The organism is Azospirillum sp. VT-I1 (assembly GCF_055698305.1).
This window is the reverse complement of the sequence record NZ_CP168800.1, coordinates 1,024,030-1,035,644: the sequence shown is the minus strand read 5'-3', so window position 1 is coordinate 1,035,644 and position 11,615 is coordinate 1,024,030. Positions and strand designations below refer to the sequence as shown.

Annotated in this window: 10 protein-coding genes; 5 read left to right on the top strand and 5 right to left on the bottom strand. The window is 69.3% G+C overall.

Going from position 1 to position 11,615, the window contains the following annotated elements:
- Window positions 1-12: 12 nt before the first annotated feature.
- A complete protein-coding gene (gene hisS, locus AB8P05_RS04955; RefSeq protein ID WP_472759037.1) occupies window positions 13-1,362 on the bottom strand; it encodes a histidine--tRNA ligase in 1,350 nt (449 codons plus the stop codon).
- Window positions 1,363-1,633: 271 nt separating this feature from the next.
- Between hisS and AB8P05_RS04950 the strand changes: the two genes are divergently transcribed.
- Together AB8P05_RS04950 and pyrC are read left to right on the top strand one after the other, a co-directional pair.
- Entirely contained in the window at window positions 1,634-2,170 is a 537-nt protein-coding gene (locus tag AB8P05_RS04950) for a hypothetical protein (protein WP_472759036.1), read from the top strand.
- 158 nt (window positions 2,171-2,328) lie between these two features.
- Window positions 2,329-3,384 carry a dihydroorotase gene (pyrC, locus tag AB8P05_RS04945; protein ID WP_455172158.1) on the top strand — a complete coding sequence of 352 codons (1,056 nt, stop codon included), beginning with the start codon at window positions 2,329-2,331 and terminating at the stop codon, window positions 3,382-3,384.
- A gap of 30 nt (window positions 3,385-3,414) precedes the next feature.
- Here pyrC and tcuB read toward each other — a convergent pair whose 3' ends face one another.
- From tcuB to xseA, 3 genes are all read right to left on the bottom strand, one after another.
- Entirely contained in the window at window positions 3,415-4,548 is a 1,134-nt protein-coding gene (gene tcuB, locus AB8P05_RS04940; RefSeq protein ID WP_472759035.1) for a tricarballylate utilization 4Fe-4S protein TcuB, read from the bottom strand.
- Window positions 4,535-5,902, bottom strand: a complete 1,368-nt coding sequence (gene tcuA, locus AB8P05_RS04935; RefSeq protein ID WP_472759034.1) for an FAD-dependent tricarballylate dehydrogenase TcuA — start codon at window positions 5,900-5,902, stop codon at window positions 4,535-4,537. Before tcuA ends, tcuB begins: the two co-directional genes overlap by 14 nt.
- Window positions 5,903-6,039: 137 nt before the next feature.
- The gene (gene xseA, locus AB8P05_RS04930; protein WP_472759033.1) at window positions 6,040-7,662 is read right to left on the bottom strand and encodes an exodeoxyribonuclease VII large subunit; all 1,623 of its coding nucleotides are present in this window, start codon (window positions 7,660-7,662) and stop codon (window positions 6,040-6,042) included.
- Window positions 7,663-7,735: 73 nt separating this feature from the next.
- Here xseA and purD point away from each other — a divergent pair, with 73 nt between their 5' ends.
- From purD to AB8P05_RS04915, 3 genes are all read left to right on the top strand, one after another.
- Window positions 7,736-9,022 (top strand): phosphoribosylamine--glycine ligase, encoded by a 1,287-nt coding sequence (purD, locus tag AB8P05_RS04925; protein WP_472759032.1) that lies wholly within the window; start codon window positions 7,736-7,738, stop codon window positions 9,020-9,022.
- A gap of 69 nt (window positions 9,023-9,091) precedes the next feature.
- Window positions 9,092-9,421, top strand: a complete 330-nt coding sequence (locus AB8P05_RS04920) for a nucleotidyltransferase domain-containing protein (protein ID WP_472759031.1) — start codon at window positions 9,092-9,094, stop codon at window positions 9,419-9,421.
- Window positions 9,418-9,810 carry a HEPN domain-containing protein gene (locus AB8P05_RS04915; RefSeq protein WP_472759030.1) on the top strand — a complete coding sequence of 131 codons (393 nt, stop codon included), beginning with the start codon at window positions 9,418-9,420 and terminating at the stop codon, window positions 9,808-9,810. The genes AB8P05_RS04920 and AB8P05_RS04915 overlap by 4 nt, the downstream gene beginning before the upstream one ends.
- A gap of 71 nt (window positions 9,811-9,881) precedes the next feature.
- On the opposite strand, the gene AB8P05_RS04910 is transcribed toward AB8P05_RS04915, so the two are convergent.
- On the bottom strand, window positions 9,882-11,387 hold the full coding sequence (locus AB8P05_RS04910; RefSeq protein ID WP_472759029.1) for a methyl-accepting chemotaxis protein: 1,506 nt from the start codon (window positions 11,385-11,387) through the stop codon (window positions 9,882-9,884).
- Between the last annotated feature and the right edge of the window lie 228 nt (window positions 11,388-11,615).

The window sequence follows — 11,615 nt, the reverse complement described above, 5'->3', positions numbered from 1 at the left end:
GCGGGGCTCCTCTCACCCCTCCAGCAGCGCCTTCGCGCGCATGGCCAGTTCGGCCAGCGGGACCTCGACCTGTTCGCCCTTGACCAGGTGCTTCAGGGTCGCGGTGCCGCGGGCCTTCTCGTCGGAGCCCATCAGCAGGACGACGGGGATGCCGGCGCGGTCGGCATATTTCATCTGCTTGGCGATCTTGCCGCCGTCCAGCTGGATTTCCGTGTTGATGCCGGCGGCGCGCAGCTCGCTGGCCATGCGGAAATAATCGGCGGACAGGGCCGGGTCCATCTGCGTCACCAGCACCTGGGCGGTGGGGGCGGCGTCCTTGATGAGGCCGGCCTCCATCAGCTGGTAGAACAGGCGGGTGGCGCCGATGGAGATGCCGACGCCCGGCAGCTTCGACTTGGTGTAGTGGCTGGCGAGATTCTCGTAGCGGCCGCCGGAGCAGACCGAGCCGATGCCGGGATGGTCGTTCAGGAAGGTCTCGTAGACGGTGCCGGTGTAGTAATCGAGGCCCCGCGCGATGGCGAGGTTGATGCGCACCGTCCCCTCCGGCACCTGGAAGGCGTTCAGCCCCTCGATGACGGTGGTCAGCTCGCCCACGCCTTCGCGGAAAATGGCGTTCTCGATGTCGAGGGCGCCGAGTGCGGCCAGAGTCTCGGCGTTGGTGCCCTTCATGGCGATCAGCGACAGGATGGTGTCGGCGGCATGCTCCGTCACGCCGAGGCCGAGCAGGCTCTCGCGCACCTTGTCGCGGCCGATCTTGTCCAGCTTGTCGATCTCGCGCAGCACCAGCACGCGGGTGTCGGCGTCGGCGACGCCAAGGCCGTCGAGCAGGCCCAGCAGGATCTTGCGGTTGTTCACGTTGATGGTGAAGCCGCCGAGATTCAGCTCGGTGAAGACGTGGTGGATCACCGCCGGGATCTCGGCGTCGTAATGGGCGGACAGGCTGTCCTTGCCGATCACGTCGATGTCGCACTGGTAGAATTCGCGGAAGCGCCCGCGCTGCGCCCGCTCGCCGCGATAGACCCGCTGGACCTGGTAGCGGCGGAAGGGGAAGGCGAGGTCGCGCTCATGCTCCGCCACATAGCGGGCGAGCGGCACGGTCAGGTCGAAGCGCAGGGCCAGCTCCGGCTTGTTGCCCTGCTGGATGGCGCCGGTGGACTGGACGAAATAGACCTGCTTCTCCGTCTCGCCGCCCGACTTGGTCAGCAGCGTGTCCACCGTCTCGAACACCGGGGTTTCGACGGGGACGAAGCCGAACCGCTCGTAACCGCGGCGGATGGTGTCCAGCATGCGCTGGAAGGCCACCTGCTGGCGCGGCAGCAGCTCCATCGTTCCGGGCGGGGTGCGGGGCGTGATCAGGCTCATCGGAGAAGGTCCGCGCTTGGATAGGAAAAGCGTGCGTTTTCTAGCCCCTTTCGCCGGCCCCGTCACCTGCGCCCAAAAAGGCGGGGAAAAAATTTTCGGGGCCCGCGAAAATTTTTTGGAATGGCGTGGAATGAAGAGCAGCGGGGCCGCGTTCATCTAAGCACGATCCCGCAACGAGGATCGCTCACCGAAATGGAGAAACCAAATGTCCGGCACCGTCTTTGGGTCGCGTATCCGCTCGTCCGTTTCGACCTTTGCGTTTGTCGCCCTGATGGCGACGGCCCCCGTGCTGAGCGCGGGTGCGGCAACGGTCGCGCCGGCCGCTCCGGCGACGCCGGCCCCCGCCGCGACGACCGACTCCACCACCGCGACGCCGGCCCCGAAGGCCGAGCAGAAGGCGGTTACCAAGAGCGAGGGCACCAAGACCGAAGCCACCAAGGCCGAAGCCCCGAAGGCGGACGCCACCAAGGCGGATGCTGGCAAGGCCGATGCCACCAAGGCCGACGCCGGCAAGACCAAGCATGAGCAGGTCGCCGCCACGCCGAAGGCCGAAGTGACCAAGGCCCAGGCCGACGCCGTCGCCAAGGAGCTGGGCGCCAAGCCGAGCGACCAGCTGTCCGCCCAGCTCGGCAAGTACCACGAGCAGATGCTGGCCGCCCATGCGCTGAAGGACAGCGCCGCCCGCGACAAGGCCGTGGCTGACGCCCGCCAGCAGCTCGCCTCCATCGGCGGCAAGCCGGTGACCGCCGAGCAGGCCGCGAAGATCGACGGCATCCTGGGGGTGAAGACCTCGACCAACATCCAGTAACGCCTCTGCAGGACGGCCGCCCACCCGCCAACGCCGGCCGGCGGGTGGGCGGCCTGTCCCGGCAACCGGACCGCCTCTGTTGAGATGCGGCGGCGATGGCGATAGAACGTCGTCCAAGCTCACCGCCCCCTACGACAGCAGCGCCGGGACCCCGATCCATGCCGAACGACCGTCTTGTCATCCGCCGTCCCGACGACTGGCATGTCCATCTGCGCGACGGCGCCATGCTGAAGGCGGTTCTGCCCTTCACCGCCCGCCAGTTCGGCCGCGCCATCGTGATGCCGAACCTGAAGCCGCCGGTGACCACGGCCGCCGATGCCGTCGCCTACCGCGAGCGCATCCTGGCGGCACTGCCGGACGGCGTCGCCTTCACCCCGCTGATGACCGCCTACCTGACCGACGGCACCGACGCCGCCGATCTGGCGCAGGGCTTCAAGGATGGGGTGTTCGCCGCCGCCAAGCTCTATCCCGCCAACGCCACCACCAACAGCGCCCATGGTGTCACCGACATCGGCCGCCTCGCTCCGGTTCTGGAGCGGATGGCGGAGATCGGCATGCCGCTGCTGATCCATGGCGAGGTGACCGACCAGTCGGTCGACATCTTCGACCGCGAGGCGGTGTTCATCGACAGCATCCTGGCCCCGCTGCTGGAGCGGCACCCGAGCCTGCGCGTCGTGCTGGAGCATGTGACGACCGCCGACGCCGTGCAGTTCGTGCGGGCGCATGCCGCCAGCGGCCGGATCGGCGCCACCATCACCGCGCACCATCTGCTGATCAACCGCAGCCACATCTTCCAGGGCGGCATCCGTCCGCACCTGTACTGCCTGCCCATCGCCAAGCGCGAAACGCACCGGGTCGCCCTGGTCGAGGCGGCGATCTCCGGCGAGGGGCCGTTCTTCCTGGGCACCGACACCGCGCCGCACACCGTCACCGCCAAGGAATCCGCCTGCGGCTGCGCCGGCTGCTTCACCGCCGCCAATGCGCTGGAGCTTTATGCCGAGGCCTTCGACGAGGCCGGGGCGCTCGACAAGCTAGAAGCCTTCGCCAGCATCAACGGTCCGCGTTTCTACAACATGCCGGTCAGCGAGGAGCGCGTGGCGCTGGAGCGCCGTCCGTCGGTCGCCCCCGACCTGATCCTGGTCAGCGAGGGTGACGCGGTCCTGCCCTTCCGCAGCGGCGAGACCCTGCGCTGGAGCTTCGCCGGCCCGGTCTGAGGCAGGGCCGCGACGGTCCCGCCCTGTCCGTCAGGCGCGGGGCCGGTCGCGGGCTTCGGCCTGCCGTTCCATCGCCGCCCGCAGCAGGGCGGCGACGCGGAACGGGGCGTGCAGGAACTTGCCGTAGGGCAGAGTCGCGAACAGGCCGAGCACGATGCCGAGATGGACCAGCAGCAGCGGTCCCATCGCCGCCGTCTCGCGCAGAGCCAGCAGGGCGAATCCGCTGGCTGCCGTCAGGAACAGCAGCAGCAACAGGGCATAGTCGGCGCCGGTGACGCTGGCCGCCACCGGTCCGGGGTCGGCGCGGCGCTTCAGCAGGGCGAGCCCGGCCGTCCCGGCAATCATTCCGGCGCCGCCCAGGCTGCCCAGCAGGACCGGCAGGCTGAAGAGCGGATAGGGCGCCTGCCAGCCCAGCAGATGGTCGTACAGCGTGGCGACCCCGGTGGCGGCGAAGCAGAGCGCCACGCCATAGAACAGCGCATGGTGGCAGCGCCGCCGCGCCTGGGACAGCCCGCCGTCCCTACCGTCGCAGCCGGCCCCGCCCCCGCCCAGATTGCGCAGGGTGGCGGCGTCGCGCAGCGTCTCCCACAGCACCGGCAGCAGCGGCACGCCCGAGGGGGCCGGCCCCATGCTGCGCCAGAAGGCGGCGACGCTGAAGCCGATGGCCAGCAGCGACCACAGCATCACGAGTCCGGCCAGTCCGGCCATGATCTCCCACGGCACCACCCGGTAGAAGGCGCCGGGGCCGGCATGCTGCCCGAACAGTGTCTCCGGCGGAACCGCGAGGAAGGCGGCCAGCGAGAGGACCGCGACCGCCAGCAGGGCGACGACGACGACTGCCCGCCCTGAATAGCGCAGTCGCCCCCGCAGGACCGGCGGCCAGGTATGGTCGCGGTAGGAATCCTGCCGGACCAGGCTGAGGCTCTTCGGCAGGTTGACAGCGAAGGCGTGCGGCGGGGCGTACTGGCAGGCGTGATAGCAGGACCGGCAGCTGTGACAGAGGTTCGCCAGGAAGAGCATGTCTGCCGTCCCGACCTGCCGCCGCAACTTCAGCGCCAGGAACACGGCGCAATAGCCGTTGCAGTACTGGCAGGCGTTGCAGATCTCCAGCGCCCGCCGCGCCTCCGCCGCGATCCGCTCGGGGCTGTCGTCAGTGCAGGGCATAGGCCGCGGCCTCCCGGCCGGCGATGCGTCCGAACACTGCGCCGATGGACATGGCGCTCCCCGCCAGATAGCCGCGGCCGAGGATGTTGGGGGCCATGATGACGCCTGCGGCGAAGACGCCCTCCATGGCCCGACCATCCTCCCGCAGGACCCGCGCCTGTCCATCGACCCGCACGCCGAGGCAGGTGGAGGTGACGCCGGCCCGCATCGGGTAGGCGCCGAAGGGCGGCACCCGGATCGGTGTGGCCAGCCGCGTCTTCGGCGGCTGGATGCCCATGGCGGAGCCGTCGTCGCCGATGGCGGCGTTGAAGCCTGTCACAGTGGCCTCCAGCGCTGCCGGGTCGATGCCCAGCTTCACCGCCAGTTCGCCGATGCCCTCCGCGCGGACCGCCGGGAAGATGGAGGGGCGGAAGCGCGTCTCGATGGCCGAGTCGAAGACCGAGAAGGCGACGGCGCCCGGACAGCGCGCCACACGATCTCCCCAGGCCGAGAAGCGCGTCGGCCCGGTGTGGGAGCCCTCGTCGGCGAAGCGGCGGCCGTCGCGGTCCACCACGATGCCATGGGCGATTCCGTCCAGCCGCGTGACGATGCCGGCGTCGAAGCCGGGGGATCGGCCGTCCACCGCGACCATGTGGCAGTGGCCGGCGGCCCCCACCGGCCGCGCCCCGTCCTCCAGCAGCGCTTTCAGCATGGTGCCGGTCGCGTGGGGGGTGCCGCGGATCACGAAGCGGTCGGCCGCGTCGCCCCAGTCGTCGCGCAGCCAGCCGCGGTCCGCCTGGAACCCGCCGGAGGCGACGACGACCGCCCGCGCCCGGATCACGCGCATCGCCTTGGGATGGCGGACGGTGACGGAGGGCAGCCCGTCCTTCGCGTGAAGCGCGCAGGCATCGCTGTCGTAATGGATGGTGACGCCAAGCCCCTCGGCGGTGGCGTAGAGCGCATTGACCAGCGCCTTGCCGCCGCCGAGGAAGAAGGCGGTCTTGCGCGAATAGGGCAGGGCGTCGTCGGCGCCGCTCTGGAACCGCACGCCGTTCCCGCCCATCCAGCCGACGATCCCGGCGGACTCGGCGATCAACAGGCGCGCCAGCCTCTCGTCGGCCGCACCGTCCGTCACGGCTTCCAGGTCGGACCAGTAATCCTGTGCCGGGTAACGGCCCTGCAGCCAGGGCGTCGGATTGTCATGCATGACGCGGAAGTTGCGGGAATGGCGGGCGTTCCCGCCGCGCAGCGCCTTGGGCGCACTCTCCAGCAGGGTGACGGCGGCGCCGGACCGGCGGGCGGAAATGGCGGCGCAGAGCCCTGCATTCCCGCCCCCGATCACCAGGACGTCGCAGTCGCGCGGAGCAGAGGTCATGAATCGGCCATCGGGAGGAGGCCCGCCACGGATCGTCCGAAGCGGGCCGGTGAAGCCGATGGCTTTAGTCCCGGCGGCTGCCGCCTGGGAAGGGGTGCTGCCTGCGACAGATGGCAGCGGACGGCAGGGCTATGCCGTCAGAACAGCGTGCCCTGCACCGGCGCCACGCGCGGCTTGGCCTTCTTCTCCGGCTTCGGCTCGGGCTTCGGCTCGGGTTTCGCCTCGGTCTTAACGTCCGCCTTGGGCGCGCCGCCGTCGATGGTTGCAGCAACTTTGGCGTCATCGGCGAAGACGATGTTGACGGCCAGACCCGGCGTCGCCTGATCGGCGCGGGTGACCGGCCGGCCGTCGCGGTCCTCCACCAGGGCGAAGCCGCGGGCCAGCACGCCCTTGTAGCTGTAGCTCTCCAGCAGCTGGCCGAGCGACGCCAGCTTGGCCGCCTTGTCGGCAACCCCCTTGGCATAGCTGCGGTCCAGTCGCGGCGTCAGGTCGGCGATGCGGCGGGCGCCCTCTTCCTGCTTCACCCGGGCCGGGGACAACGACAGCCGGCCGGCGATGCGGTCGAAGCGGCCGGCTGCGGTGGTCACGGCATGGCGCAGCGCGGAGTCGAGCGCGCGGCTTTCCGACGCCAGCTTCTGCTCCGCCTGGGCCAGCTTCTCGCGCGGGTGGCGCAGCTTGGCGGCCAGTTCGCCGACGCGGGTGCGGCGCCGTTCCAGCAGGGCCATTGCTGCGAGGTTCAGGCGTTCGGCCCGGTCGTCCAGCCGCTGGGCATGGCCTTCCAGCAGGGCGCGGGGGTCGCCCAGGCCGCGGGCCAGCCCCTCCACCCGGTTGCGGCGGTCCTCCACCGCGCGCGAGGCGCAGGCGAGCAGGCGGCGCTCGTCGTCCAGGATCTGGGCCATCAGCTCTCCGCGCACCGGCACCGCCATCTCGGCGGCGGCGGTCGGGGTGGGGGCGCGCAGGTCGGACGCGAAGTCGATCAGGGTGGTGTCGGTCTCGTGCCCGACGGCGGAGATCAGCGGGATGGCGCTGCTTGCTGCGGCGCGGACGACATTCTCCTCGTTGAAGGCCATCAGGTCTTCGAGCGAACCGCCGCCGCGCGCCACGATGATGAGGTCGGGGCGGGGAATGCGCCCGCCCGGCTGGATGCGGTTGAAGCCCTCGATGGCCGCCGTCACCTCGGCCGCCGCGCGCTCGCCCTGGACGGCGACCGGCCACAGCAGGACATGGCGGGGGAAGCGGTCGTTCAGCCGGTGCAGGATGTCGCGGATCACCGCGCCGGTGGGGGAGGTGACGACGCCGATCACGTCGGGCAGGAAGGGGATGCGCTTCTTGTGGGCGGGGTCGAACAGCCCTTCCGCCGCCAGACGGCGCTTGCGCTCCTCCAGCATCTTCAGCAGCGCGCCTTCGCCGGCCAGCTCCATCGACTCGACGATCAGCTGGTATTGCGAGCGGCCGGGGTAGGTGGTCATCCGCCCGGTGACGATGACCTCCAGCCCTTCCTCCGGCCGGACCGCCAGCTTCGCCATGGTGCCGCGCCAGCACACCGCCTCGATCACCGCGGTGTCGTCCTTCAGGCGCATGTAGCAATGGCCGGAGCTGTGCTTCTTCGGCTGGCTGATCTCGCCGCGGACGCGGACGAAGCCGAATTCCTCCTCGATGCTGCGTTTCAGCCGGCGGGCGAGGTCGCCGACGGTGAATTCCGGAAGGTTGGAGCCGGGGCGCGGTTCGGGGGCGATGAGGGGTGCGTTTTCGGACGTCATGGCGCTCTTGAGTTGGGGCGCCGCCATGATACAAGGCGCGCAGATCGCAACAAGGCGGAAGGAGCGCCACCCCATGAAAGTCCTCGTCGTCGGATCGGGCGGTCGTGAGCACGCGCTCTGCTGGGCCATTTCCAACTCGCCGCTGTGCGATGCACTCTATTGCGCGCCGGGCAATGCCGGCATCGCCGACGTCGCCACGCTGGTGCCCATCGGGTCGGAGGACGTGGATGCGCTGGTGCGCTTCGTCCAGGACACCGCCATCGACTTCGTCGTCGTCGGCCCGGAAGGCCCGCTGGTGCTGGGGCTGGTGGACCGGCTGACCGCGCTGGGCGTCAAGGCCTTCGGGCCGAGTGCGGCGGCGGCGGAGCTTGAGGGCTCCAAGGGCTTCATGAAGGACATCCTGGCGAAATACGGGGTGCCCACCGCCTTCTACGAGCGCTTCAAGGATCCGGAAGCCGCCAAGGCCTATGTCCGCAAGCATGGCGCGCCCATCGTGGTGAAGGCCGACGGTCTGGCCGCCGGCAAGGGCGTCACCGTCGCCCGCACCGAGCAGGAGGCGTTCGAGGCCATCGACGACGCGCTGGTCGGCGGCCGCTTCGGCGCCGCCGGGGCGGAAGTGGTGGTGGAAGAGTTCCTGGACGGCGAGGAGGTCAGCTTCTTCGCGCTGTGCGATGGCGAGAACGCGCTGCCGCTGGCCTCGGCCCAGGACCACAAGGCGGTGGGCGACGGCGACACCGGCCCCAACACCGGCGGCATGGGCGCCTATTCCCCGGCCCCGGTGCTGACCCCCGACCTGCAGGACCGCGTGATGCGCGAGATCATCCTGCCGACGGTCAAGGGCATGGCGGCGGAAGGCAAGCCCTTCAAGGGCGTGCTGTTCGCCGGCCTGATGATCATGCGGACGCCGGACGGCCCGGTGCCGAAGACGCTGGAGTTCAACGTCCGCTTCGGCGACCCGGAATGCCAGACGCTGATGATGCGGCTGAAGTCGGACGCGCTGGCGGCGCTGGTCGCGGCGGCCGACGGGGTGCTGGACAGCATCGACCTGCGCTGGCACGACCAAACCGCGCTGTGCGTGGTGATGGGGGCCAACGGCTATCCGGGCGACTACGCCAAGAACACGGAAATCCGCGGGCTGGACAAGGCCGGGGCGGTGGACGGCGTGACCGTGTTCCATGCCGGCACCAAGCGGGCCGAGGATGGCCGGGTTCTGTCGGTCGGCGGCCGGGTGCTGGGCGTCACCGCGCTGGCGCCGACGGTGGCCGAGGCGCAGGCGGCGGCCTACAAGGCGGTGGATGCGCTGGACTGGCCGGACGGCTTCTGCCGCCGCGACATCGGCTGGCGGGCGGTGGGGCGGTAAGGGAGCTACAAAAATAGTCCGGGAAGGGCTATTTTGGGCTTGGTCCCAACAGATGCCGTTTGCTCCGGTATGGACACCGCTCCCCAGACCCGCGCGGCCATCGCCGCATTCCGCCAGGGGGCCGAAGCCGTCTTCGGCTCCCGTCTGGAATCCATCCTGCTGTTCGGGTCGCGCTCACGCGACGATTACACCGAGGAATCCGACCTGGATTTGGCGGTGATCCTGAAGGACGAACCGGCGGATCCGCTGGAGGAGGCGGACCGCGTCATGGACATCGCCTTCGTGCCGACCATGGAAGCGGGGAGGGTCGTCCAGCCCTTCGTCTGGTCGGCGCAGACATTGCGCACGTCCCAGCACCCGCTGATCCGGACGGTGCGGGAGCAGGGAGTTCCGGTGTGAGCGGAACCATCGAGCCTCTGGCGCGTCTGGGCCGGGCCGAAGAGGCTCTGAATGCGGCAAGACTGCTCTATTCAGGCGGGTTCCCGCGCGACAGCGTCAATCGTGCGCATCTTGCGATGGAATTGGCCGCATTGGCGATCCTGACCCGGTACGGTTTCGGGTCGAAGTCGCATCGCGGCGTACAGGCCCTTTTCTTCGAGCATGTCGCCAAACCCGGCCTGATGCCGATGGAGCACGCCCAGGCGCTGGCGGCGGCATTGCGTGATCGCCTGCTGACCGATTACGAGGAACCTGCGGCGGATGTGACGCGCGAACGTGCGGCCAAGCATCTTGCCAACGCCGAGCGTCTTCTTGCCGATGTCCGCTCCATCCTGACCGCATCTCCCTGACATAGGTCGCGGCTTCCCGGTTCGACGGAGATGCGGGGGCGCATCGCTGCGCCCCCTTTTCATTTCCGCATTTAAGCCCGCAGACGTTCCGACGCGGTGGCGATGTTCTGCGACACCACTTCGATGTCGCGGACCACGCGGGTGACGCTGTGGGCGATCTCCTTGGTCGCCGATTCCTGCTGCGACACGGCGGCGGCGATGGTGGTGGAGATCTGCTGGACGTCGGAGACGATGGCGCCGATGCGGCGAATGGCGTCCACCGCGTGCAGGGCCTCCTGCTGGACCGAGGCGATCTGGGCGGCGATGTCGTCGGCGGCGCTGCCGCTCTGCTGGGCCAGCGACTTCACCTCGTTCGCCACGACGGCGAAGCCGCGGCCAGCCTCGCCGGCGCGGGCGGCTTCGATGGTGGCGTTCAGCGCCAGCAGGTTGGTCTGGGACGCGATGCTGTTGATGAGTTTGGTGATCGCGCCGATCCGCTCGGCCGAGGTGACGAGCGCCTCCACCGCGGCGTTGGTGCGGGTCGCCTCCTCCGACGCCTTCAGCGAGGCGCCGGACGCCTCGCTGGCGCGGGTGCTGATGTCGGAGATCGAGGCCGACAGTTCCTCCGTCGCGGCGGCGACGGTCTGGGCGTTGGCGGTGGCGCGGTCGGCGGCGGTGCCCACCTCGCGGTCCAGCGATTCGGCCAGAGAGGTGACGCTGCGGCGGCGCTCGCCGTCCATCTCCACCTGCCGCAGTTCGGCCAGCTTCTCCGCGTCGATGTCGATCAGCGACCCGCAGGCGCGCAGCGCCAGACCGTTCGCATCGCGGGCGACGCCGCCGATGGCGCGGAACCAGCGGTAGCTGCCGTCCTTCAGCTTCAGCCGGTAATCGACGTCGTAACCGGTGCGGCCGCTGCGGTCGTTCAGGCAGGCCATGAAGGCGTCGAAGGTGCGCTTGGCGTCGTCGGGATGCAGCCGGTCGGCCCAGGACCCGACCTTGTCGGGGAAGCCGGCCTTGTCGTCGCGGTCGAAGCCGGCAAGACGGCGGAATTCCGGCGACCAGTGCCAGCGGCTCTGCGCATGCATCGGGTCGGCGTTGTGGAAGACCGCGTCCCATAGCCCGACGCCGGCATGGCGGTCGAGCAGCTTGGCCCGCTCCAATTCGTTGCGCTCGGCGTCGATGTCGATCAGGGAGCCGCAGGCGCGCAGGGCAAGGCCGCTGGAGTCGCGGGCGACGCCGCCGATGGCGCGGAACCAGCGATAGCTGCCGTCCTTCACCTTCAGCCGGTAATTCACGTCATAGCCGGTGCGGCCGCTGCGGTCGTTCAGGCAGGCCATGAAGGCGTCGAAGGTCGGCTTGGCATCGTCGGGATGCAGCCGGTCGGCCCAGGAGCCGACCTTGTCGGGAAAGCCGGCCTTGTCGTCATGGCCGAAGCCGACGAGGCGGCGGAATTCCGGCGACCAGTGCCACCGGCTCTGCGCGTGCATCGGATCGCCATTGTGGATCACCGCATCCCACAGCCCCACGCCCGCATGGCGGCCCAGCAGCGCCAACTCTTCGGCAGCCTGATTGTCCTGCGGCTTGCGGAACGACAACATTCGTAACTCCTGATGGCTGGAAGCGGTCAGCACATCTCTGGCATATATTCGCTGAACAAACACTTAACAGAATATACTGTTTTTATAAGAACGACGCACCAGGTTGTGTGGGGTCGGCAGATTTTCATCCGAGCTATTGGGATGGATCCCGGGTTCGTTTATGGATGACTTCCTGTTTTTATATTTCTAACAACAGAAACGATGTTACGGAAACCGATCCGGCGCAGC